Source organism: Sphingorhabdus sp. SMR4y, assembly GCF_002218195.1.
Lineage (GTDB): Bacteria > Pseudomonadota > Alphaproteobacteria > Sphingomonadales > Sphingomonadaceae > Parasphingorhabdus.
This window is the reverse complement of the sequence record NZ_CP022336.1, coordinates 1,028,952-1,050,226: the sequence shown is the minus strand read 5'-3', so window position 1 is coordinate 1,050,226 and position 21,275 is coordinate 1,028,952. Positions and strand designations below refer to the sequence as shown.

The following is a 21,275-nucleotide window of genomic DNA, read 5'->3' as shown; positions in this document are numbered from 1 at the left end:
TGTTCGTTCACAAACGGACCTTTTTTATATGTTTTTTCTTGTCGGTTCTTCTAGGCGAACGGGCGGGCAAAAGCCAGCCTTTCGGGCCAGTTTTACAATAATATTACGCAGCCGGAATCAGGGCTCGATTTCCCTGCCGTCCCACGCAAAAATCTTGCCGCTGTCGGCCGGTTCCAGCGCATCCAACACGGTCAGAAGTTGACCGGCGGCACGACCGGAATCCAACAATTTTCCGGGTGGAACATTGCCCTGAAACGGGACGCTCAACGCCGTGTCGACGGTGCCGGGATGCAGGGCGACGATTATCGACTTTTCATTCTTGCGCGACCATTCGATCGAGAGATTGCGGATCATCATGTTGAGGGCCGCCTTGGAGGCGCGATACCCATGCCAGCCGCCGAGACGATTGTCGGAAATGCTGCCCACCCGGGCGGAGAGCGCCGCGAACCGGATCGTCTCTTTTCGCGCCATCAGTGGCAGAAAATATTTGGCGACCAGCGCCGGGCCGATCGCGTTGACCCGATAGTTTTCGATCAGCCAGTCGGCATCGAGCTGGCGCAGGCTTTTTTCCGGTCCCCGGTCGGCCTGGTGGAGCAGCCCGGTCGCGACAAACAGGAGCGAGGGCGTGATCTGGCTGTCCGCAAGCCATTTCGCCGCATGGCTTATGCTGTCTTCGCAGGTTACGTCGATCGGGACAGGGCTGTCGCCGGATCGGGAGAGCCGGATGACGCTGTCATATCGGCTACCGGCTTCCAATGCGTCGGCGACCGCGCGGCCAATGCCGCCCGACGCGCCGACTACGACGGCAGCCGGTCCGGTCATGTCCGCAGGAAGCGCAGGCTGCTTTCGGTGCTGCTTTCCGCATCATAGCGGTAGCCGTCATAGTCGAAGCCCTTGAGCGCTTCCGGATCGGTCAGATGATTCTCGCAGATATAGCGGGCCATCATTCCGCGGGCGCGCTTGGCCTCGAAGCTTATGAATTTGGGGCCGTCGGGGCTGTCCTTGCGGAAATCCACTTCGATGACCCGGCCGGGCAGTTTCGCAACATGCGGTTTGACCGATGCCCAATATTCGTTGCTCGCGAGGTTGACGATCGTGTCGCTGCCGGTCTGTTCCATATCGGCGGCCAGTGCGGTGGCGATCTTGTCCTTCCAGAAGTCGGTCAGCTTGCTGTAGCGCGGTGCCCATTTTGTGCCCATTTCCAGCCGGTGGGGGCGAATGGGGTCAAGTGGCCGCAACAATCCGTAAAGACCGGAAAGAATGCGCAGGTGATCCTGGGCAAAATTTATCGTGTCCTCTTCAAGGCTGCTGACCTCGAACCCGGTGTAGACATCACCATTATAGGCGTAAATTGCCGGTCTTTCCGGCTGCTCGAAAAATGCGCTGTAGCGCTCCCGGTTGAGCGCGATCAGATTGTCGGAGACCGGCATGATGGCTTTCAGTTTCTTGACCGTCAGATTGCCGATCGCGTTGGCCAGCCTTTCCGTTTCCTCGGGAAAGCGGTTCTCGGAGGGCGACATTGCCGGAATAGCGGATTCGAAATCCAGCGATTTGGCGGGGGATATGATTGCAAGCACGCGATTTTACCTCATTATATATTCATGGCTGTCTGCCGGCGGTAGCGAGCCCCGACTGTTCAACCTCTATTCAGCGGAATAACGCTAGAAAAGACGAGAAAGCTTGGTAATAGGGCCAAGAGTGTATGGTGCAACCATATTCCGGAGAACCCGTTTCTCCCAAATAATTACTATCCGGAGGATTTTCATGCGTTTTATATCTCATTTTTCCATGGCTGTCGCATTGGCAACGGTTGGCGCCGTGGCCCTGACCGCTGTGCCGCAGCAGGCTGAAGCCGCAAAGAAGAAGGCGAAGGCGCCCAAGAACAGCAAGGAATTCACAGCCGTGATCCTTCCCGTGCAGAAAGCGATGGAAGGCGAGGATCCCGCCTCCGCCAAGCCGCTCATGGACAATGTTCTGGCCCAGTCGTGGACCGGGATTGACCAGTTTGTAGCTGGCCAGTTTGCGGTCAATCTTGGTGTGAAACTGAAAGACCAGGGGCTGCAGGAAAAGGGATTGACGGCAATGGTCGCCAGCGGTTTGGCGCCAGCCGAGCAACTGCCCGCGTTCAACTTCTATCTCGGCAATTTTGCCTTTGGCGGCGAGCGCTGGAGCGAAGCCCAGCATTATTTCCAGGCAGCCTATGATCTTGGCTATCGCGGCAATAATTTTGAACCGCTGTTGGCCGAGACATATTTCAAGCAGAATATGCCTGCCGAAGGTCTCGCCAAGTGGGAGCAGATCATCAGCGATGCGAATGCATCCCAGACCAAGGCACCCGAAACATGGTATCGGCTGGCTCGTGACCGCGCGCTGGCAACCGGTGATATGGGTTTATATGCCAAGTGGGCGGCAAAATGGGCCGGAGCTTATCCTTCCGGGGATTCCTGGGGTGATGCTGTAGCGGCGACCCGCCGCACCTCCAAGGCCGACAGCACGCAGAATCTCGAACTGCTGCGCTTCATGAAAGCTGCGGGCGCGCTCAAATCTTCGAATGACTACAAGGAATATGCCGAGGAAGCGCAGCGCAAGAATCTGTTCGGTGAAGTGGTCGCCGTACTGGAAGAAGGTCAGCAAAATGGTACTGTCGGCGCTTCGCATCCGCTGATTGCCGAATTGCTGGTTCCGGCGCGGCGCGAAGTATCCGGCGACAAGGCATCGCTTCCGGCGCAGCCTTCTGGCGTGCGGGGATCGGGCAGCAGCTCGGTAATGATGAATTTTGCCGACGTATGGCTGGGCTACAAGGATTTCGACAAGGCCGTTGCGTTTTATGAGGCGGGACTGGCGAAACCCAATGCCGACCTGAATCGTGGCTATATGGGTATCGGTACGGCCCGGGCCTATGCCGGCGAATATGCCGCAGCCAAACAGGCCTTCGGCAAGGTGTCGGGAACCCGTGCACCGCTCGCCGGAATGTGGCAGACCTGGATTGATCAGCAGACCGCGCCTGCAGCGCCGGAAGCGGCTCCCGCCGCAGCGCCAGCGGCAGAGCCAGCAAGCTAGTCACACTGCTAACGAATATGTGAAAAAGGGCGCTCATGGCGCCCTTTTTTATTCCTGGATCGGAACCCCGGGCAAATGTTTGGCCGACCGGATCGTCAGCGAGGTCTTCACGCTGGCGACATTGGCTGCGGAGGTCAGCTGGCTGGTCAGAAAACTCTGGAACTGCTGAAGATCCTTGGCGACCACCTTCAGTATGAAATCGATTTCGCCATTGAGCATATAGCATTCGCGGACTTCCGGGAGCTGCTGCACATGCTCTTCAAATGCCTGCAAATCGGCTTCGGCCTGGCTTTTCAGACTGACCATCGCGAACACGGTGATCGTATAGCCCATTTTGGCAGGATCAATCGCGGCATGATAGGAATTGATCACCCCTTCATCCTCGAGGGCGCGCATGCGACGGAGGCAGGGCGGTGCCGTCAGGCCAACGCTATTTGCAAGTTCGACATTGGTAATCCGGCCATCATCCTGCAGCCGCTGCAGGATTTTGAGATCAATTTCGTCCAGGTTCGTATCAGCCATAGAGATGTAATATCCGTTCGCGAATCATTTGATCGTTATAATATAATAAGCAGGCCAAGCAATGCTTTCTCCCATGTCCCACATTGTGACGCGAAAATTTCATTGCTTCCCGTTGCCGCCGGTAAGGGTTATCACCCGGTTAACAATTGGGTACACCACATATTTTCTGGATTAGACATTGCGCTTCGATGACCGCCTGACCACCGTGCTCAAGGGGAGCCTGCCGGAAGGCTCTGGCGCCGCTACGCAATGGCGGCAAGTGATCGATCTTCTGGCACAAAAACCGGGCGGACTGGCGAATCAGGATGTTCAGGCGGGGCTGACCCGTCTCCGGGACCTGCACGAACGGGTGTCCGAACAGGACCGCCTGATCGCTGTCCAGTCTCTGAACGGCCGTTTGCGTTCGGCTCCTCTGCTGGTCTATCTGACAGCCGATACAGATGCCGTCTGCGACGCGGCCATGGCTGCGGCGGACCTTACCCCGGATATTATCGCCGACGCTTTTCCCCGGCTTTCCCCGCGCGCCCAGCAACGGCTGCAGGCCCAAGGTTATGAATTTCCGGGGACCCAGCAGGAATCAGCCGTCCCGCCAGCCGAACCGGAAGTGCCGCCATCCGATAGCGATTCGGATGAAAATATTGCGATGGAATTGCCAGCAAATCCGTCGGAAGATCCCGCCGGGCAACTGGCGGAATCGCAAATCAGCGCGCTGGTCGAGAAGATCGCCGACTATCAGAAGAAACGCCCGGCCGAGCCGCCACGCCTGCCGGTTGACGACAGCAGCGACGACAGTTTTTTTGGTGAATCGCTCGAGACCATCCGGTTCGAGACTGACGAATCGGGTACGATCAACTGGACCGAAGGCCCGCCGAAAGGGGCCATCGTCGGTGTCACCATCGCCCAGCCCGCATTTGATGAAGGCCCGGGCCCGGATGCTTATGGTGCAGCGGCCTTTCGCCAGCGCATGCCGATGGAAAATGCCCGGATGCGGCTTTGCGGCGCGGATATTGTAACCGGTGACTGGCGGATGAGCGCCATTCCCTGTTTCAGCGAGGAAACCGGCCGGTTTGAAGGATATCGCGGCGTCATGCGGCGACCCAATATGGCGGAGGATGCGGGACAGGGCGGCATCAACGTGGAACGGCGCGAGCAATTGCAGCAGCTTATTCACGAACTGCGGACACCCCTTAATGCGGTGATCGGGTTCAGCGAAATTATCGAACAACAGCTGTTCGGTCCGGCTTCCTATGAATATCGTTCCCTGGCCCGCAATATCATGGATGAAGCGCGGCGACTGCTGGCCGGATTTGAAGATCTGGATATTGCCGTGAAGGTCGATTCCGGCCAGCTGCCCGAATCCAGTGGCACGACCAAGGCCGACTGGCTGTTCGAGCGGATGACGCAACGGTTGCAGGGTCTGACCCAGAGCAAGGTGGTAGAGCTCAACATCAGCAAGGCGGAGCCGGTTCGTCCGTTCGCACTCGACGGCGAATCGGTGGAACGGATATTTGCCCGCTTGCTGTCAGCCGCGATCATCTCCTGCGAGAACGGTGAAACATTGAAAGGCGAATTGCGGACGCGGATCGGTGTGCAGCCGACCAACCAGTTCATGCTGTCGCGGCCGTCGCGGATCAAGGGGGTTGCCGAGGAGAAATTGCTGGATCCGTCGCAGGGCATCGATGGCGATGTCGGGGAATCCTCGTTGCTCGGCCTCGGTTTCTCGCTGCGCCTGGTACGGAATCTCGCGCAGTCGGCCGGCGGGTCGCTGACCATAAACGCCGATAACATTGCCTTGACCCTGCCGGCAGCGGCGACTAGCAAAATCAAAATCCGGGAAACAGAGTCAGAATGATCTGACTGTTTGTGGCTGTGTTTCCGCGAGAACGCGGGCAATAGCGAGGCGGCAGACATTTCGGAACAAAATCATCATCCGATGAAAATCGAGCAGCCCGATCGTCCTATTGTCTGGCCGGATGATTTTGGCAGGCGTTTTCTGGTCTCCGTGGATACGGAAGAGGAATTTGACTGGGACGCGCCGTTCCAGAGCGCAGGGCATACGACCCTGTCGGTTCCCGAATTGAGAACATTCCAGCAATTTGCCCAGTCTCTCGGGTTCAAGCCGGTCTATTTCATCGATTATGCGATCGTCCAGGACGATGACGCGGCGGCATTTCTGAAAGCGGTGGCGGAAGCGAAAACCGCCACTGTCGGAGTCCATCTGCACCCCTGGATCAATCCGCCCTTTCAGGAAAAGGTGAATGTCCACAACAGTTTTGCCGGAAACCTGCCAGTGGAGCTGGAAGAAGAGAAGCTTGTCACCCTGCGTGACGCCATTCGCGACAGGGTCGGTGTCACACCGACGATTTATCGCGCCGGACGATATGGTATCGGGCCGCACACAACCGCGCTCTTGATCAAGCACGGCTTTGTTGTGGACAGCAGCATAAGGCCGCGTTTCGACTATAGCGGGCAGGGTGGCCCGGACTTCATGGCAGTGGGCTCGGAGCCGTTCTGGTGGCCCGGCAAGGACCGGCTGCTCGAAGTGCCGCTGACTACGGTCTATTCAGGCCTCTTGCGCAAGCAGGCGGGCCTGCTGGCCGGGATCATGGAAAAATATCCGCTGGTCAATGCCGTCGGCTCCCGGAGCAAGATGCTGGAACGCATTCCTCTGACTCCCGAAGGTATTTCCGCGCGCGAGACCAAGGAAGCCATCGACGTCGCGCTGGACGATGATCTGCGCTTGCTGGTATTTTCCTTTCATTCTCCATCGCTTGCGCCCGGTCATACGCCCTATGTGCGGACACAGGCGGAGCTGGACGGCTTTTATGACTGGTGGCGGGAGGTCATCGCGCATCTTGAGGCGCGTAACGTGAAACCCGTCGATATTGACGAGTTGGTGAAGGCGGCATCCCGCGCCTGATTGCCCGTGGCCGCCAATCGCACGAATTGCGATGATCGGTCTTGCCAAATCATCACGGCTTCCGCTATCGCACCATCCCATTGAGATTTGCCTGAAAAAGCTGCTCATACGGGCCTGTAGCTCAGTTGGTTAGAGCTGGCCGCTCATAACGGCTAGGTCGGGGGTTCGAGTCCCTCCGGGCCCACCATATTTTTTTCGACAGCTGTAAAATGCTCAGCTTTTGAGCGGCGGCAAAAAGAAGCGTAAAAACCCTTTGCTTTTCATAAAAGCACCGCCTAGGGGAAGCGCGCGTCGGGGAGTGGCGCAGCCTGGTAGCGCACCTGTTTTGGGTACAGGGGGTCGCAGGTTCAAATCCTGTCTCCCCGACCATTTTTTCCTCTGTATCTTGCGCTACCTGTCCGGCTCTGCCGCGGCCATGCCGCGGGCTAGCTGCCGTTTGACACCATTTTGCGCCAGAGCCGGAAACCCTTGTAGACCAGAAACAGACACAGGATCAGCATCACTGCGGCGATGACCAGCGCCGCGACCGGATTGGCGAAGGCGAGGAACAGCAGGCCGCCGGTTGCGATGTCCTCGCCGGTGGAAATCACCGCATTGCTGACCGGTTCCGGACTGGTGTTGACGAGGGCGCGGGCGCCGGATTTTGCGCCATGGCTCACCAGAGCAGCGCCGCCGCCCAGCAGAAACACCGCAACCTGCCAGACCGGATCGCCGGCATCGACCACCGCCAGAGCCAGCAGCGCGCCGCCGAGCGGCCGGATCGCGCTGTGGATCGTATCCCAGATCGAATCGAGCCAGAGAATCTTGTCGGCAAAAAATTCCGCCACCGCACCGAGCGCGCTGATCGCCAGAACCCAGGGGTTGGCCAGCGCATCGAGCATCTGCAGATTTTCCGGCAGGCTGATCCATTGCAGGCGCATGGCAAGGCCGGTGACAAAGACAGTCAGATAAAGCCGCCAGCCCGACAGCAGGCTGACGCTACCGGCCAATCCCAATAGCTCGACTATTCCCATTTGCCGATTCTGCCACGCCGGCCGGACTTTGGCAAATCTGTTCGTGGCGGCCTGACGAAAAATCAAAAGACTTGGCAAAGCAGTTGCTTGCTGTTCATATGCGGCCATGAATGATCCAGTGACCCGCAACGATGCACCTGAAATCGACGCCATTACCGGCGAGCCCATGCCCAAGCCGATTCCTGCTTCGACGCTGATAATATTCCGTGATCAGCCGGGCCAGAAGGCTCCCGACCTGCTGATGGTCGAGCGGTCGGCGAAGATGGTGTTTGCCGCAGGTGCTGCAGTGTTTCCGGGTGGCCGGATCGATGACGCGGATTTCAATTTCGCGCAAAATCTGGGTCATGACGATGTCGACGAATATGGCGCGCGCATCGCCGCGATCCGGGAATCGATCGAGGAAACGGGTATTGCGGTCGCGGTGGAGGGCGATCTGGATGCCAAGCGTGTCCTGGAAGCCCGCGCCGCGTTGCACGAAGGCACCGTCCTGGCCGATATTTGCAACCAGTTCGACTGGCAACTGGAGCTGGAAAAACTGATACCCTTTTCGCGCTGGTGTCCGCCCTTTGCGGAAAAGCGGGTGTTCGACACCCGTTTCTACATGATATCGCACGATGATCACCAGGCATTGGCGACAGTCGACGAGACGGAAAATTACAATCTCTTCTGGGGCAATGCGCAATCGGTACTCGATCGCGCCGAAGCCGGCGAGGTGAAGATCATCTTCCCGACCAAGCGCAATCTGGAACGGCTGGCGCAGTTCGGGTCGTTTGACGAGGCGGTCGCTCATGTGAAGGACCACCCCGCCGTGATGGTCTCGCCCAATATCGAGAAGCGGGGCGATGAAGTCCATTTGTGCATTCCGGAAGGCATTGGCTACCCGATCACTTCGGAGCCGATGCAGGCGGTGCAGCGCGGTTTCAAGAAATAGGAAAAATGGTGCGCCCGGCAGGACTCGAACCTGCTGCCTCAAGATTAGAAGTCTCGCGCTCTATCCAGATGAGCTACGGGCGCGCCATGGCATGGGCTTTAGCCATGTTTTGACCGGCTGCAAACCGTGATGTGCATCGACCGCCATAATTGTTGAATTGTCGCAAGCGCGGGCTAAGGTCCGCCGATGACCGATAATTCCATAGTCCGCACATCCGCTTCCAGCCAGACCGGCCACCGGTTCCGCTATTATGATTTCGTGATGGCGGCTTTTGTGACGGTGTTGCTGCTCTCCAATGTCATCGGCGCGGCCAAGCCGACCTTCATCATGATCAGCGGCGAACAGTGGATTTACGGGGCGGGGATCCTGTTCTTTCCGCTTGGTTATGTGATCGGCGACGTGCTCACCGAGGTCTATGGCTATGCGCGGGCGCGGCGGGTGATCTGGGCCGGTTTTGCCGCGCTGCTGTTCATGGCCTTCATGAGCTGGGTGGTGGTGTCGCTGCCGCCGGCGGACGGCTGGGACGGGCAAGAGGCCTATGAAAGCGTGTTCGGCCAGGTGCCCCGCATCGTTGCGGCATCGATCGTGGCCTTCTGGGCCGGGGAATTTGTGAACAGCTATGTGATGGCCCGGATGAAGGTCTGGACGCAGGGCAAGGCCTTGTGGAGCCGGACCATCGGTTCAACGGTGGTGGGGCAGGGAGTGGACAGCCTGATCTTCTACCCGCTGGCGTTTCTCGGCGTTTGGGAAACCTCGGCGGTGATCACTGTCATGGTCACCAACTGGCTGCTGAAGGTGTTGTGGGAAGCGGTGCTGACGCCGGTAACCTATCTGGTGGTCGGCTGGCTCAAGCGGCGCGAGGGGGTCGATATCTACGACGAAGACACCGACTTCACCCCGTTCAGTACCTCGGCCTGACTCTAGCGCAGCAGGCCGCTTTTTTCCGCGCGATACGCGAAGATTAGAAAGCCGGCGGAAAAAGCAAGGATCAGCACCGGCATGGTCCACCCCTGACCGGAGACATATTCGCTATAGCCATCGAGGATGAAATAGCTGCTGAACTGCACGATGACGGCGAGCAGGGAGAGCAGAAACAGCCGTACCGCGATCCGTTTCCGCAGCAGCAGGGCGAGGGCCGCGACGAAACCGGCAAATACGGCAATCGCGAAGGCGGCAGATACCCAGAGCGGCTGCGCTGACAAAAGGTCCTGCTCCACCTGCGGCAAGGCGGCGAACTGTTCGGCGCCCATCATCATCTGTTGAAAATAGGCCAGCAGGCCGATTGCATTCCACAGCACGGCCAAGACCGCGACAGCCCAAAACCATAGCGGCGCTTTCTGAAAATCTTGCATAATATGTCTCCATCCCTCTCCAATTGGCCGGACGATTTTGTGCGGGAAGCCTCATGCTTTCAAGCAGAGTCTTTTAATAAGTGATTGGGCCAATAACTTAAGCCACTTTAATCTATTTAACCTATCAAAATCGCGATGCTAGGCAGCCGGGCATCAACCCAAAGGAGACAGTAATGATCGGTAGAAATATTCCCCAGGTAACCCTGAAAACCCGCGTCCGTGACGAATCGCTCGGTGGTGAGAATCCCTTTCGCTGGCAGGATGTGAACACCAGGGATCTGTTCGCCGGCAAGCGCATTGCCGTTTTTTCCTTGCCGGGCGCATTTACCCCGACCTGTTCGAACGAGCAGTGCCCGGCCTATGAGCGCCTCTATGAGGAATTCAAGGCACGCGGCGTTGACGAAGTCTATTGCATCTCCGTGAACGATGCCTTCGTGATGTTCCAGTGGGGCAAGTCTCTCGGGCTGAAAAAGATCAAGTTGCTGCCGGATGGATCGGGTGACTTTACCCGCCGCATGGGCATGCTGATCAAGAAAAACCATCTTGGTTTCGGTGACCGCAGCTGGCGCTATTCGATGATTGCCGATGACGGCGTGGTCAGCGCCTGGTTCGAAGAGCCGGGTATCAATGATGATGGCGTCGACAATGACCCCTATGTCGAATCGACCCCTGAAAAGCTGCTCGCATGGCTGGACAATAACAAGGCCTGAGCTTTTTCGCCTGATGGAATGGAACCGCGAGCAAGAAATTGCTCGCGGTTTTCTATTGTGCGATAGGGGGAATATGGAGCGCCTCAACAAACCCATCATCATGACGGCGCAAATGGGCAGGGCAGACTTCGCCTGGGCCAACGGGCTGCGCAAGCGCCATTTCCCGCCCGAACGCAATGTGATCGACGCCCATATCACCCTGTTCCACCATCTGCCGCCACAGGCGCTTGATGAAATAAAGGCAGCCATTGCCGGGCTGACGGGCCGCCTGGCCAAGCCGGAAGCGCATTTGTCCGGCCTGATCCATCTTGGACATGGCGTGGCTTATCGCTTGCATGCGCCGGAACTGCTCGCCCTGCGGATGGAACTGGCGGACCGCTTTGCCGGCCTGCTGATCGCGCAGGACCAGCAGACACCCCGGTTGCATATCACCGTCCAGAACAAGGTCAGCGCGCGGGAGGCCCAGCGTCTGTTCGACGAGCTGTCCGCAGAATTCGAGCCGCGGCCCTTTGAAATTCACGGCATCGGGCTGCATTATTATCTGGATGGTCCGTGGCAGACCATCCGGACATGGCCGTTCAGAGGCTAGTAGACGCCGACTTCCTTGAGCGGAATCTCCGTATTGGCCAGTTCGTTCTTGTCGAGATTCAGCCCTTCGACGACCGCCTTGCGGCCCTGCACATAATCCTTGGTGGCGTTGACGCAATCCAGCGCGACGACCTTGCCGTCGCGATAATAGATCACCGAAAAGCTGCGCGAATCGGGATCGCCGCGGACGACATAGCTGTCATGGCCGGTGGAAAGGCCGACGGTCTGCAATTTCAGGTCAAACTGGTTCGACCAGAACCACGGCACGGCGTCATATTCGGTTTCTTCGCCGAGAATGTCGAGGGCGGCGACTTTCGCCTGGTCATTGGCATTCTGGACCGACTCGAGCCGGATCATTGCGCCGTCGGCATAGGCATTGCTGTGCGCCGCACAGTCACCGATCGCGTAGACATCTTCCAGACTGGTGCGGCAATGCTGGTCAACATCGACGCCATTGCCGGTCGCGGCGCCGGCGGCCACAAGCGGTCCGGTTTCAGGGATGATACCGATGCCAACGACAAACATGTCGGCTTCCAGCTTGCGCCCGTCGGCAAGCGTCACGGCGGTCGCGATGCCATCATCACCGGTTTCAAAACCGGCGACCGTGGCTTCCAGCTCTATCGTCACACCCTGTCTGCGATGCTCGGCTTCGAAGAAGCGGGACAGCGTTTCACCGGCCACCCGCGAGAGGACCCGGTCGAGCGATTCGACAACGGTGATCTGCTTTCCCAATTTGGTCAGCACGGCAGCAGCTTCGAGACCGATATAGCCGCCACCGATGACCACGACTTTCTCGACGGTCGGCAGGGCGGCCATCATCTTGTCGACATCAGCGCGCGAGCGCACGGCGTGAATATTCCGTGCCTGGCTGCCCGGGCAGTCGAGCATCCGCGGAGAACCGCCGGTCGCCCAGATCAGCTTGCCATAACCAATTTCATCGTCGGAGGCCAAGGTCACCGTTTTGGCTATCGGGTCGAGCTTTGACACCCGCCGGCCGGTCAGCAAGTCGATATCGCGTTCGGCCCAAAAACTCTCTGGACGCAGCAGGATTCGCTCAAACGGCTTTTCTCCCGCGAGATATTCCTTGGACAGCGGCGGCCGTTCATAAGGTGGGTATTTCTCATTTCCGACCAGGCCAATCGAGCCTTCAAATTTCTTCTGGCGTAATGCCACGGCCGCTTGCGCACCCGCATGGCCGGCGCCAACAATCAAAATGTCATAAAATGCGTTCATATCTGCCCCTTGGTGCCACATATCGGCTTGGAAAAGCGCTGTTAGCGCGGATCGCATTGGCCGTGCAAGTTTTAGCGTATTTCTCTCTTCAGCTTGTTGACCAGACCGAAGGCTATGACTATAGCGCCGCCGTCCAGAGAGAGTTTTGTCGTCAGAATGATGATCGACAGGACCGGTTGGCGGAGTAGCTCAGGTGGTTAGAGCAGTGGAATCATAATCCATGTGTCGGGGGTTCGAGTCCCTCCTCCGCTACCAACATTTTCCCGCAAAAATTTTCAGCTCGTCTGATATATCCCGATTTTGTGCCCGCCGTGCCCATTGGGCCTTGCGCGCGAGTGGCATGGATCACAGGTTTTTGCCCGGCGCTATATTATAGCATTTCCATCGCCCGCTATCCGCCAGACCGTCGGTCTTGGATCGCGGCCGGCGGGTCCTGCTGGTCCGCTGTTGGCGAGGGGGCATTTTCTTGCGCGGCATTTTCATGATCGTGGCGGATGGAGCCGAATGTCTGCCGTGGTTGCGGAAAATTTAACGCCATTGGATTTGGGCGGATTTTTAGGCTAGGGCGGGGCTTGCCGGTTTGTTTCGGGGCATCAAACAGGAGGAATATTTGGGCAAGGTTCAAGCAGCGCTTTCCGTCATGGCCGCCGGATCCATGGGGGTCTTGGCCTATGGAATATCGGGCCTGTTCCCGAAACCGGTCGAAGCCAGGGTCGCTATCCAGCCGGATATATCGGCAGCATGTCCAGACTGCGATGTTCAGGAGCGGACAGGGCCGCGCCAGAATCTTTTGTCATTGCCGCAACCGGCTCCGCTGTCCGCCGCAATCTATGGAAGCCTGCAGCAGGCGGCTGATTCTCCGGAATCACAGTCGCAGCAGGAAGAGGGGGGAGCGCCCGGGAAGACGGATTCGCCGGAGCAAGCGCCTGAGGACAAGGCCTATGTGCCGCCCGTGCAGGTAGAGCCGCCATTGCCGGAACTGCCGGAACTGCCGCAATTGCTACAGCAGGATTATCCGGACTGCCGGGAAGATCATCTGCATTTGCCCGATCCCCACGACAAGGCGAAAAACATCAATGCGTGCACGACGGCTTTGGACAATTATTATAGCAGTGTGCTGACCGAATATCGCGAGCGGATGAACCGGTATCAGGACGAGCTGTCCCGTATCTATAACGAGAAAGTGGCGGGGCGGATGGAATATTCGGCCGCCAGCCGGGATCGGTTCTACAAGGAAATGATGCAGGAGCATGCAAATTCGGATCCGGATGGTGCCAATATGGCGGTCTACCGGGCGGCCGAGCAGCTTTATCAGGCGGACCGCAATTATCTGAGCGACCGCTATTGTTATAATACCGGCTGTGGCGGTTATCCGGTGCCGGAAAATTATGGCTATACCTATGTGGCAGAGAGCCTTGCCGAAATGGAAAAGCCGAAAAAGAAGAGCAAGGCGAAGGCGGCGGATGACAAGAGCTGCAAGAAATCAAGGGGACGCGGCGGTCTTCTGGGCGGGATTTTTGGCAGTGTGGTCGGCTCCGTGGCCGGGCTTGACGATGTCGGAACGCTTATCGCCGGCGCGGTGGGCGCGGTGCTTGTCGGCGAGATTGCCTGCAAATTGAGTCAGGATGAACAGGAAAAGGCGGCAGAAGCCACTTTGGCCGTTGTCGAACAGGAGGAAGTGGGAGCGGTAGCGAAGTGGGAAAGCCCGACCCGGGGCGGGGTATCCGGATCGTCCACCGTAACGGCCCTCAATACCGAGCCCAATGGCCGCAAGTGCCTGACGATAACCGATGTTGCGATCATCGATGGCGAGGAAACACGCATATCCAAGCAGATGTGCCGCGGCGCCGGGCAATCCAAATATGCGATCATGGCTTGATCATGGCCTGAATTGACAGGGGCGGCATTCCGACGACCAGCGCGCGGAATTTGGCATGTCAGCAGGATTGGCGCGATATCGTGTCTGCAGCCGCGCCGCCAAATGTCGCTATCACCGGCCAAATTTATTCTTCGCTCGTTTTGTGGGCGATAGGTCTTGCCTTGCAGTATCGGGCATCCCTATTTGCAGGAAACAGAATCATCATCGTCAGGAACGTAAAATGGCCGAAACGCATCGCACGAAAATGCTTATTCTGGGTTCGGGTCCCGCTGGTCTGTCGGCAGCCATTTATGGCGCCCGCGCCGGACTGGAGCCCATCGTGGTTCAGGGGCTGCAGCCGGGCGGCCAGTTGACGATTACGACCGATGTGGAAAACTATCCGGGCTTTCGCGACGTGATCCAGGGCCCCTGGCTGATGGAAGAGATGCAGGCACAGGCAGAAAAGGTCGGGACCCGGTTCATATTTGACACGATCGTTGATGTCGATTTTTCCCAGCGACCCTTCCGGATGACCGGTGATGGCGGGGATGTTTACGAAGGGGACACACTGGTGATCGCGACCGGCGCACAAGCCAAGTGGCTGGGGCTTCCGGGTGAAGAGGAATTGTCTGGCAAGGGTGTTTCTGCCTGTGCGACCTGCGACGGATTCTTTTATCGCGGGAAGAAAGTCGCGGTAATCGGCGGCGGAAATACCGCGGTCGAAGAAGCGCTCTACATGACCAATCACAGCGATGATGTGACGCTGATCCATCGCCGTGACAGTCTGCGGGCGGAAAAGATCCTGCAGGAGCGGCTGTTCGCCAATCCGAAGATTTCTGTGCTGTGGAACACCAATGTCGAACGTTTTGTAGGCGGTGGCGAACCGGTCGGGCTGGTCGGGCTGGACCTGGTCGATACGCAAAACGGTGAAAAGAGCCATCTGGCTCTGGATGGTGCGTTCGTCGCCATCGGCCACGCGCCGGCGACAGAAATATTCAAGGGCCATCTCGATCTGATCGACGGCGGTTATATCCAGGTCGAGCCCGGCACGCCGAAGACCCGGATCCCGGGTCTGTTCGCCTGTGGCGACGTCATGGATCACGTCTATCGCCAGGCGGTGACCGCAGCTGGCACCGGCTGCATGGCAGCGCTGGATGCCGAACGTTTTCTGGCGGAACAGGAATTCGAACTGGTCGCCGCAGAATAATCAGGCGGCGCGCAACGCATCCAGCAAATTTTCGGTGAGCCAGGTTTTGGCCGCTTCATCTGCGAAACTGTGCGACGCGCTGTCGAGGGTCTGGAGGCTGATCGCGGAATTCCCCCGCGCTTGCGCAAAATCCGTGCTGTTCCAGGCGGCGAGAAACGCACGGGCCGTAGTATCGCGCTTTGCCAGCAGGATACGGACATCCTTGTCGGTGCCAGCAAGAGCATCGCTCAGCCGCAACGCCAGCCCGCCGGTTTCTTCGGTCCGGGACGCCCGTTTGATCCCTTTCAGCAATTTCGCGAAATCGATCTTTCCCGAAAGCAGGTCGAGCAACGTGCGGGGATTCCTGATTCGGTCCCAGTAGCGGGACCGGATGGCCGCTGCCGACATGGTCGGTTCATCGCCGGCCGGCTCCTCGCTCGTTTCAATCACCCAGGGATTGGCCAGCATATAGCCGTCGATGCCGGCGTCGGGGCCAAACAGGGCCAGCGCGGTAGCGGCATCGCAATTGCCGAAGGCAATGACCGACTGCAGCCGGGGATACTCCTGACGCAGAAATGCGACAGCAGCCTTGATGTCTGCGCCGCTTTCCAGAAAGCCTTTGTTATCGCCGGTGCTGTCGCCGATGCCGCGCCGGTCGTAACGCAACACGGGAAATCCCTGCTGCGCTATATGCTGCGCCAATCGGGCCATGCCGCGATGGGCACCCGAGCGGATTTCGTTTCCGCCGCTGACAATGAGCAGGGCGGTTGGACCGGACCCGGCGTCCAAAGTCGCTGCGAGCATGTCGCTTTCACAGCCTATGCGGTGGAAATTCCGCGTCATTTATCCATCCACGCAGCGATATCCTGCGCGATCGCAGATGACATCGCCGGGTCATCGTCGGGTTCGGCGCGGAGCCATAAAGCCGAACCATCGATCTGGACGTCGCCCGGTTTGTTATCCGAAGCGAGGCGGACGATCCGCTGGTTTTGCAGTGCCGGTATTCCGGCGGCGTTCAACTGCGAGAACAGGTCGGAGCCGATGATATTACCAGCAAGTTCGATCGGTCCCGCACCGGCCTGTTCAGTCAGTCCGGAAAGGCTGGTGGTCAGGCCGGCTTCCCGGTCGGCGGCCACTCTGGTGCGCATCATGGTCCGCAATATCGCTGCGCCTTTGACCGGGCTCAGCATCCAGTGGCTGGCGGCCGGCATTTCCGCGACCGTCAAGACGCCAGCCCGGAACGAGGCAATATGCGTTATCTGGTGCTGTTGCGCGCAGGCCTCGACGGCTTGTTGCCAGCCGGCCAGCGTTGCTTGTTCCAGCGGAAGCAGGCTTTCATTGGTACCCGGCAGGTCGGGTAAAAAGCTGCTGATATCAAGGGCATGCAGCGCCTGCATGACATCCACCAGCATCTTTCGCATCCGGTTCATTTCGTCGAAAAGGGGCGGGACCAGCATGACGTTTCGGCCCGACGGCGATGCCAGAGACAAACATAATTCTTTGCGATCCGCAAATTCGTAGGAGGCGAATGCGGGGAGAGGCTTCACTCGGTAACTTTCATCTCGGCGAAGGCGACCAGATTGCCGAAAGTCTCGAACAGTTCACCGTCGACTTCATCATCGTCGATCATGATGTCCAGCCGGTCCTCCAGTTCGGTCAGCAAGCCCGCAACGGCCATGCTGTCGAGTTCGGGAAGAGCGCCAAAAAGCTCCGTTTCCGCGGTAAATTCAGCGACTTGCTCCTCGCTCAGTCCCAAAATATCCCGCATCACTGCACGCACGGCAGCTTCCGGTGTCAACTCGACCTTATCTTGCATCAATACCCCCGAATCTCGGATAACGGCGCTTCCCTAAAGCGGTCAGCGCTTTCCGGCAAGGCCCGACGCATAGTGCCGCAAAATTGGTAGCCAGGACATGGGGTTATTGGGCCAGTAGAATTCCAGCCGATAGCGATCCCGGACATCTTCCATCCACTCCCGCTTGTAGCCGTCGTTGCCGGTGCCAAAGTCGATCAGATCGACATGGTCGACATCGATGGCATGCTGGAACATGGCTACAGACAGCAAGGTTCCGGGCGAAGTTTTTGTCGCGTCTTCGACATGGGCCAGCTTGTGGATCAACGCTTCGCCATTTTCCACGGTCCAGAACTGGGCCGCGACCGGTTCTCCGTCGATATAGGCGAGGCCAAGGCGCATGCAGCCGGCCGCCGCTTCGTGCCGGGCCAGATTTCTCAGAAAATCAGGATTGCCTTCCTCGGGTTTCCAGCTGCGCTCGTAAACCGAGACATAGTCGTCCCAATCCTCGTCGGAATATTGCGTTTCAATGCGGACCGACACCAGGTTTTTCTTCGCCTTTCGCCGCACCGTGTTGCGCAATTGCCCCGGCCGACCGGCCCAATATTGATCGAAGGTGCGTCCCTTGACGTTCAATATATGATTGTCATCCGCCTTCGAGCGGAACACGACCCAGCCGGCTTGCTCGAACGCGCGTTCGGTCAGGCTGGCAGCCGAGTCCTCGTCGGGAACGGGTGTGATTTCAATATGATGGGAACAGGATTTCAGCTGCTTTGCCAATTTTGCGAGCAGTGCCAATTTGGTCACTTCATCATAATCGCCGAGAAATATCGGGCGAAAGGTGAAATTGTACCAGTTGGCCAGGGCGGCATGGCGGCCAAGACCGGTTTTCATCAGGAACATCCACGCTTCCGCTTCACCTTCGGTAGCGTGGACGATTAATGGCGATTTGTCCGGGAGGCACAGCTCGTGCAATGGTTTCAGCCATTCGATCCGGTCGAACAGGGACTTCTGGACCGTTCGGCCGAGTTTTTCTCCGGCAATGGCTTGCACGGATTGAAAATTGCTATGATATTCACTGGTCATGGCTAAGGTCGTATCTGTCACAAATCTGCTCTTTTTCCCATAGGTCAAAAATTGAACATCACACCCGAAATCGCCGCTTTCCCGCTTGACCATCTGGCGATAGGCAAGGATCCGGATGCCTGCGCGCTCGTGACGCGTTCAGGGTCTCTTAGCTACAAGATGTTAAATCATCGTATCGGCTTGCTGGCGGCATGGCTGCAGGGGCAGGGGCTAACCAAAGGTGACAGGGTTGCAACATGGCTGTCCAAGACCGAACTGGCGTGCCTCATGCCGTTGGCAGCGGCCCGCGCCGGGCTTGTCCATGTGCCGGTCAATCCCTTGCTCAAACAGGCGCAGGTTTTGCACATAGCCGCAGATAGCGGGACCAAGATGCTGATCAGCAACGCAGGACGCCTGAAGACGCTGGAGGGGCATGACGCGAGCCATTGTCGTCTGTTCGAGGACAAGGCCGTGGAGCGCGCGCTGGAGTCGATAGCCGTGCCGATGGAGCCCAGCGCGAATTCAACCGATACAAATGATCTGGCTGCGATTCTGTATACCAGCGGCTCGACGGGGCGTCCGAAAGGGGTGATGCTCAGCCACGCCAATCTGACGCTGGGGGCGCTCAGTGTCGCCGAATATCTGAAATTGTCGGCCGATGATCGCACGATATGCGTTTTGCCGCTCAGTTTCGATTATGGCCAGAATCAGCTGCTGTCGACCTGGTCGGCTGGGGGCTGTGCCGTGCCGCTGGATTATCTGACACCGCGTGACGTCATGAAGGCATGTGCCCGCGAACGGATCACCACTCTGGCCGCAGTGCCTCCGCTATGGGTGCAACTGGTAGAGCAGGAATGGCCGGAAGACGCGGTAGCCTCGATGCGGCGCCTGACCAATAGCGGTGGCGCGCTGACTCCGACGCTGGTCAAGCAGTTGCGGGAAATATTCGGTTCCGCGACCGATATTTATGCGATGTACGGTCTGACCGAGGCTTTCCGGTCGACCTATCTTGATCCTGCTCTGATCGATGGCAATCCGACCAGTATGGGCACCGCGATTCCCTTTGCCGAGATCCTGGTGGTCGACGCGGCAGGTGACGTTGCCGGCCCGGACCAGGCGGGTGAACTGGTCCATTGCGGACCACTGGTGGCACAGGGCTACTGGAATGATCCTGAACGGACCGCGCAGCGGTTCAAGGCCGCTCCCGCAGCATCACGATATGGCGGAACAGCGGTATTCTCGGGTGATACGGTGAAGCGCGGCGGTGATGGTCTGCTGTATTTTGTCGGTCGGGATGACGCGATGATCAAAAGCTCCGGCAACCGGATCAGTCCGACAGAGATTGAAGAAATAGCGGTCGAATCGGGTATCGTGGCGGAAGCCGTCGCTCTGGGCATCCCGGACGAGCGACTGGGCCATGCTATCCGTTTGTTCGTCCGGTCGGTTGAAGCTGGCGAGGGCAATCCGGAGGTCGCAGAGCAGCTGGCAAAATATCTGAAACAGAATTTACCGAATTTTATGCACCCCCGGGATATCATCCTGCTTTCCGAATTTCCCAAGAACCCCAATGGAAAGCTCGACCGCAACGCATTGGCCAGCATGGATATCGAATGATCAAGACGAAAGCTACCGGACCGATCCCGACCGGGTTTCATGCCATTGATGGCGAACTGGCCCTTGGCGGACAGACAGCCAGCGCGCTGGTCGCGGAAAATGGTTCGCCCCTGTTTGTCTATGCGAAAAACAGGCTCGACGATCGCATGGCGCAACTGCGGGCTGCGATGCCGGATGGTCTTGATCTGCATTATGCAATGAAGGCCAATCCCTTCCCGCCGCTGCTCCGCCACATGGTTGGTCTGGCCGATGGTATCGACATAGCGTCGGGTGGCGAATTGCACATGGCGCTGGAAGCCGGAGCGGCTCCGGACCACATCAGTTTTGCCGGACCCGGCAAGCGGGACGAGGAAATCGAGCAGGCGATCCGGGCCGGTGTCACAATTAACATCGAATCGCCCGGGGAATGCGATCGGGCGCTGAAAACCGGAGGCGCGCTCGGCAGGCAGCCGCGGCTGGCGATCCGGGTCAATCCGGATTTCGACCTCAAGGGGTCGGGCATGAAGATGGGCGGTGGTGCGAAGCCGTTCGGGATGGATATCGAACTGGTGGCGCCTACCGTGCAGACAATTCTGGACGCCGGAGCCGACTGGCGCGGTTTCCATATTTTTGCCGGATCGCAGGCATTGAGCGCGGATGCCATAATCGAGACACAGGCGCAGACACTGGAACTGGCGGCTCGTCTGGCAACTGAAATCGGCGCGTCTCCGGCCCATGTCAATCTCGGCGGTGGTTTCGGAATCCCCTATTTTCCGGGTGACGAACAGTTGGATATCATCAGGGTCGGCAGAGCCCTGTCGGACCAGTTCGCACAACTACCGGATATTTTGACATCGACGCAATTCGCGATTGAACTGGGCCGCTATCTGGTGGGCGAAGCGGGCGTGTATCTGACCCGGATCGTCGACCGCAAGCAAAGCCAGGGCCAGACCTTTCTGGTGACCGATGGCGGTTTGCATCATCAGCTTGCGGCCAGCGGCAATTTCGGGACGGTCGTGCGCCGCAACTATCCGGCTGCGATCGCCAACCGGTTCGAAGAAGAGCCGGCTGAAACGGTTTCGATAGTCGGCTGCCTCTGCACGCCGCTAGATCGTTTGAGCGACAACGCCGCCATGCCCAGGGCGAGCGTCGGTGACATCGTCGCAATATTCTGCGCAGGCGCTTACGGCGCTTCGGCAAGCCCGGCCAATTTCTTGGGGCAGGGGCCGGCCCGGGAACTGTTGGTCGACTAGATTCCGACCGTTCGGACAGCCGCCGGAATGCGGCCTTTGTTAATCGGAAATTCAGCTAATCCTAACGCTATATTCACTATTTTACGGCATAGCCATCTCGTGACTGTGCGTGATTTGCCTGTTTTCTGCGGAAAACTGGTCATTCACAGGTTGGATTATACGAGGTGGAAAAAATGCGTTCTGCGATTAAAAACAATCA

Annotated in this window: 21 protein-coding genes and 4 tRNA genes; 14 read left to right on the top strand and 11 right to left on the bottom strand. The window is 58.3% G+C overall.

The window, feature by feature from the left end; genetic code table 11:
* Positions 1–117: 117 nt before the first annotated feature.
* Both SPHFLASMR4Y_RS05000 and yaaA read right to left on the bottom strand, forming a co-directional pair.
* On the bottom strand, positions 118–822 hold the full coding sequence (locus SPHFLASMR4Y_RS05000) for an SDR family NAD(P)-dependent oxidoreductase (RefSeq protein WP_089132569.1): 705 nt from the start codon (positions 820–822) through the stop codon (positions 118–120).
* The gene (gene yaaA, locus SPHFLASMR4Y_RS04995) at positions 819–1,577 is read right to left on the bottom strand and encodes a peroxide stress protein YaaA (protein WP_089132568.1); all 759 of its coding nucleotides are present in this window, start codon (positions 1,575–1,577) and stop codon (positions 819–821) included. The genes SPHFLASMR4Y_RS05000 and yaaA overlap by 4 nt, the downstream gene beginning before the upstream one ends.
* 187 nt (positions 1,578–1,764) lie before the next feature.
* Here yaaA and SPHFLASMR4Y_RS04990 point away from each other — a divergent pair, with 187 nt between their 5' ends.
* Positions 1,765–3,060, top strand: coding sequence for a hypothetical protein (locus SPHFLASMR4Y_RS04990; RefSeq protein ID WP_089132567.1), 1,296 nt, complete (start codon positions 1,765–1,767; stop codon positions 3,058–3,060).
* A gap of 48 nt (positions 3,061–3,108) precedes the next feature.
* Here SPHFLASMR4Y_RS04990 and SPHFLASMR4Y_RS04985 read toward each other — a convergent pair whose 3' ends face one another.
* Entirely contained in the window at positions 3,109–3,582 is a 474-nt protein-coding gene (locus SPHFLASMR4Y_RS04985) for an Lrp/AsnC family transcriptional regulator (RefSeq protein ID WP_089132566.1), read from the bottom strand.
* Between the two features lie 178 nt (positions 3,583–3,760).
* On the opposite strand from SPHFLASMR4Y_RS04985, the gene SPHFLASMR4Y_RS04980 reads away from it, so the two are divergent.
* The 4 genes from SPHFLASMR4Y_RS04980 (at position 3,761) to SPHFLASMR4Y_RS04965 (ending at position 6,871) form a co-directional block, all read left to right on the top strand.
* The gene (locus tag SPHFLASMR4Y_RS04980; protein ID WP_089132565.1) at positions 3,761–5,434 is read left to right on the top strand and encodes a sensor histidine kinase; all 1,674 of its coding nucleotides are present in this window, start codon (positions 3,761–3,763) and stop codon (positions 5,432–5,434) included.
* A gap of 81 nt (positions 5,435–5,515) precedes the next feature.
* The gene (locus SPHFLASMR4Y_RS04975; protein WP_089134696.1) at positions 5,516–6,502 is read left to right on the top strand and encodes a polysaccharide deacetylase family protein; all 987 of its coding nucleotides are present in this window, start codon (positions 5,516–5,518) and stop codon (positions 6,500–6,502) included.
* Between the two features lie 110 nt (positions 6,503–6,612).
* Positions 6,613–6,689: transfer RNA gene (locus SPHFLASMR4Y_RS04970), tRNA-Ile, on the top strand.
* 105 nt (positions 6,690–6,794) lie between these two features.
* Positions 6,795–6,871, top strand: a tRNA-Pro gene (locus tag SPHFLASMR4Y_RS04965).
* Positions 6,872–6,927: 56 nt separating this feature from the next.
* Here SPHFLASMR4Y_RS04965 and SPHFLASMR4Y_RS04960 read toward each other — a convergent pair.
* Positions 6,928–7,515: a DUF4126 domain-containing protein gene (locus tag SPHFLASMR4Y_RS04960; protein WP_089134695.1), complete on the bottom strand. Its 588-nt coding sequence runs from the start codon at positions 7,513–7,515 to the stop codon at positions 6,928–6,930.
* Positions 7,516–7,633: 118 nt separating this feature from the next.
* Between SPHFLASMR4Y_RS04960 and SPHFLASMR4Y_RS04955 the strand changes: the two genes are divergently transcribed.
* Entirely contained in the window at positions 7,634–8,446 is an 813-nt protein-coding gene (locus tag SPHFLASMR4Y_RS04955; RefSeq protein ID WP_260807077.1) for an NUDIX hydrolase, read from the top strand.
* 6 nt (positions 8,447–8,452) lie between these two features.
* On the opposite strand, the gene SPHFLASMR4Y_RS04950 is transcribed toward SPHFLASMR4Y_RS04955, so the two are convergent.
* Positions 8,453–8,529, bottom strand: a tRNA-Arg gene (locus SPHFLASMR4Y_RS04950).
* Between the two features lie 103 nt (positions 8,530–8,632).
* On the opposite strand from SPHFLASMR4Y_RS04950, the gene SPHFLASMR4Y_RS04945 reads away from it, so the two are divergent.
* Positions 8,633–9,364 carry a queuosine precursor transporter gene (locus SPHFLASMR4Y_RS04945; protein WP_089132564.1) on the top strand — a complete coding sequence of 244 codons (732 nt, stop codon included), beginning with the start codon at positions 8,633–8,635 and terminating at the stop codon, positions 9,362–9,364.
* Positions 9,365–9,366: 2 nt separating this feature from the next.
* On the opposite strand, the gene SPHFLASMR4Y_RS04940 is transcribed toward SPHFLASMR4Y_RS04945, so the two are convergent.
* The gene (locus SPHFLASMR4Y_RS04940) at positions 9,367–9,798 is read right to left on the bottom strand and encodes a hypothetical protein (RefSeq protein WP_089132563.1); all 432 of its coding nucleotides are present in this window, start codon (positions 9,796–9,798) and stop codon (positions 9,367–9,369) included.
* Between the two features lie 173 nt (positions 9,799–9,971).
* Here SPHFLASMR4Y_RS04940 and SPHFLASMR4Y_RS04935 point away from each other — a divergent pair, with 173 nt between their 5' ends.
* Positions 9,972–10,508 (top strand): peroxiredoxin, encoded by a 537-nt coding sequence (locus SPHFLASMR4Y_RS04935; RefSeq protein ID WP_089132562.1) that lies wholly within the window; start codon positions 9,972–9,974, stop codon positions 10,506–10,508.
* Positions 10,509–10,581: 73 nt separating this feature from the next.
* Positions 10,582–11,097 (top strand): 2'-5' RNA ligase family protein, encoded by a 516-nt coding sequence (locus tag SPHFLASMR4Y_RS04930; protein ID WP_260807076.1) that lies wholly within the window; start codon positions 10,582–10,584, stop codon positions 11,095–11,097.
* Here the strand turns inward: SPHFLASMR4Y_RS04930 and SPHFLASMR4Y_RS04925 are convergent.
* Positions 11,094–12,329, bottom strand: coding sequence for an NAD(P)/FAD-dependent oxidoreductase (locus SPHFLASMR4Y_RS04925; RefSeq protein ID WP_089132561.1), 1,236 nt, complete (start codon positions 12,327–12,329; stop codon positions 11,094–11,096). The genes SPHFLASMR4Y_RS04930 and SPHFLASMR4Y_RS04925 overlap by 4 nt on opposite strands.
* 178 nt (positions 12,330–12,507) lie before the next feature.
* Here SPHFLASMR4Y_RS04925 and SPHFLASMR4Y_RS04915 point away from each other — a divergent pair.
* The 3 genes from SPHFLASMR4Y_RS04915 to trxB all read left to right on the top strand — a co-directional run bounded on the left by SPHFLASMR4Y_RS04915 (position 12,508) and on the right by trxB (position 15,394).
* A tRNA-Met gene (locus tag SPHFLASMR4Y_RS04915) sits at positions 12,508–12,584 on the top strand.
* 355 nt (positions 12,585–12,939) lie between these two features.
* Entirely contained in the window at positions 12,940–14,208 is a 1,269-nt protein-coding gene (locus SPHFLASMR4Y_RS04910; RefSeq protein WP_145955455.1) for a hypothetical protein, read from the top strand.
* 220 nt (positions 14,209–14,428) lie between these two features.
* Positions 14,429–15,394 (top strand): thioredoxin-disulfide reductase, encoded by a 966-nt coding sequence (gene trxB / locus SPHFLASMR4Y_RS04905; RefSeq protein ID WP_089132558.1) that lies wholly within the window; start codon positions 14,429–14,431, stop codon positions 15,392–15,394.
* Here the strand turns inward: trxB and SPHFLASMR4Y_RS04900 are convergent, their stop codons facing one another.
* The 4 genes from SPHFLASMR4Y_RS04900 to SPHFLASMR4Y_RS04885 all read right to left on the bottom strand — a co-directional run bounded on the left by SPHFLASMR4Y_RS04900 (position 15,395) and on the right by SPHFLASMR4Y_RS04885 (position 18,272).
* A complete protein-coding gene (locus SPHFLASMR4Y_RS04900) occupies positions 15,395–16,216 on the bottom strand; it encodes a hydrolase 1, exosortase A system-associated (protein WP_089132557.1) in 822 nt (273 codons plus the stop codon). It abuts the gene before it with no gap.
* Positions 16,213–16,830, bottom strand: a complete 618-nt coding sequence (locus SPHFLASMR4Y_RS04895; protein ID WP_145955454.1) for a hypothetical protein — start codon at positions 16,828–16,830, stop codon at positions 16,213–16,215. Before SPHFLASMR4Y_RS04895 ends, SPHFLASMR4Y_RS04900 begins: the two co-directional genes overlap by 4 nt.
* Positions 16,831–16,916: 86 nt before the next feature.
* Entirely contained in the window at positions 16,917–17,189 is a 273-nt protein-coding gene (locus SPHFLASMR4Y_RS04890) for an acyl carrier protein (protein WP_089132555.1), read from the bottom strand.
* A gap of 42 nt (positions 17,190–17,231) precedes the next feature.
* Positions 17,232–18,272, bottom strand: a complete 1,041-nt coding sequence (locus tag SPHFLASMR4Y_RS04885; protein WP_186266044.1) for a GNAT family N-acetyltransferase — start codon at positions 18,270–18,272, stop codon at positions 17,232–17,234.
* 30 nt (positions 18,273–18,302) lie between these two features.
* Between SPHFLASMR4Y_RS04885 and SPHFLASMR4Y_RS04880 the strand changes: the two genes are divergently transcribed.
* Together SPHFLASMR4Y_RS04880 and SPHFLASMR4Y_RS04875 are read left to right on the top strand one after the other, a co-directional pair.
* Positions 18,303–19,844 carry an acyl-CoA ligase (AMP-forming), exosortase A system-associated gene (locus SPHFLASMR4Y_RS04880; protein WP_089132553.1) on the top strand — a complete coding sequence of 514 codons (1,542 nt, stop codon included), beginning with the start codon at positions 18,303–18,305 and terminating at the stop codon, positions 19,842–19,844.
* A complete protein-coding gene (locus SPHFLASMR4Y_RS04875; protein WP_089132552.1) occupies positions 19,841–21,076 on the top strand; it encodes a pyridoxal-dependent decarboxylase, exosortase A system-associated in 1,236 nt (411 codons plus the stop codon). Before SPHFLASMR4Y_RS04880 ends, SPHFLASMR4Y_RS04875 begins: the two co-directional genes overlap by 4 nt.
* The last annotated feature ends 199 nt before the right edge of the window (positions 21,077–21,275 follow it).

Excerpts from the sequence above, each read along its gene's own strand:
- SPHFLASMR4Y_RS04890 (WP_089132555.1), bottom strand. The coding sequence starts at position 17,189 with ATGCAAGATAAGGTCGAGTTGACACCGGAAGCTGCCGTGCGTGCAGTG.
- SPHFLASMR4Y_RS04990 (WP_089132567.1), top strand. The coding sequence starts at position 1,765 with ATGCGTTTTATATCTCATTTTTCCATGGCTGTCGCATTGGCAACGGTT.
- SPHFLASMR4Y_RS05000 (WP_089132569.1), bottom strand. The coding sequence starts at position 822 with ATGACCGGACCGGCTGCCGTCGTAGTCGGCGCGTCGGGCGGCATTGGC.
- SPHFLASMR4Y_RS04875 (WP_089132552.1), top strand. The coding sequence starts at position 19,841 with ATGATCAAGACGAAAGCTACCGGACCGATCCCGACCGGGTTTCATGCC.
- SPHFLASMR4Y_RS04930 (WP_260807076.1), top strand. The coding sequence starts at position 10,582 with ATGGAGCGCCTCAACAAACCCATCATCATGACGGCGCAAATGGGCAGG.
- SPHFLASMR4Y_RS04900 (WP_089132557.1), bottom strand. The coding sequence starts at position 16,216 with ATGACGCGGAATTTCCACCGCATAGGCTGTGAAAGCGACATGCTCGCA.
- SPHFLASMR4Y_RS04945 (WP_089132564.1), top strand. The coding sequence starts at position 8,633 with ATGACCGATAATTCCATAGTCCGCACATCCGCTTCCAGCCAGACCGGC.
- SPHFLASMR4Y_RS04975 (WP_089134696.1), top strand. The coding sequence starts at position 5,516 with ATGAAAATCGAGCAGCCCGATCGTCCTATTGTCTGGCCGGATGATTTT.
- SPHFLASMR4Y_RS04960 (WP_089134695.1), bottom strand. The coding sequence starts at position 7,515 with ATGGGAATAGTCGAGCTATTGGGATTGGCCGGTAGCGTCAGCCTGCTG.
- SPHFLASMR4Y_RS04940 (WP_089132563.1), bottom strand. The coding sequence starts at position 9,798 with ATGCAAGATTTTCAGAAAGCGCCGCTATGGTTTTGGGCTGTCGCGGTC.
- SPHFLASMR4Y_RS04985 (WP_089132566.1), bottom strand. The coding sequence starts at position 3,582 with ATGGCTGATACGAACCTGGACGAAATTGATCTCAAAATCCTGCAGCGG.
- SPHFLASMR4Y_RS04895 (WP_145955454.1), bottom strand. The coding sequence starts at position 16,830 with ATGCTGGTCCCGCCCCTTTTCGACGAAATGAACCGGATGCGAAAGATG.
- SPHFLASMR4Y_RS04935 (WP_089132562.1), top strand. The coding sequence starts at position 9,972 with ATGATCGGTAGAAATATTCCCCAGGTAACCCTGAAAACCCGCGTCCGT.
- SPHFLASMR4Y_RS04925 (WP_089132561.1), bottom strand. The coding sequence starts at position 12,329 with ATGAACGCATTTTATGACATTTTGATTGTTGGCGCCGGCCATGCGGGT.
- trxB (WP_089132558.1), top strand. The coding sequence starts at position 14,429 with ATGGCCGAAACGCATCGCACGAAAATGCTTATTCTGGGTTCGGGTCCC.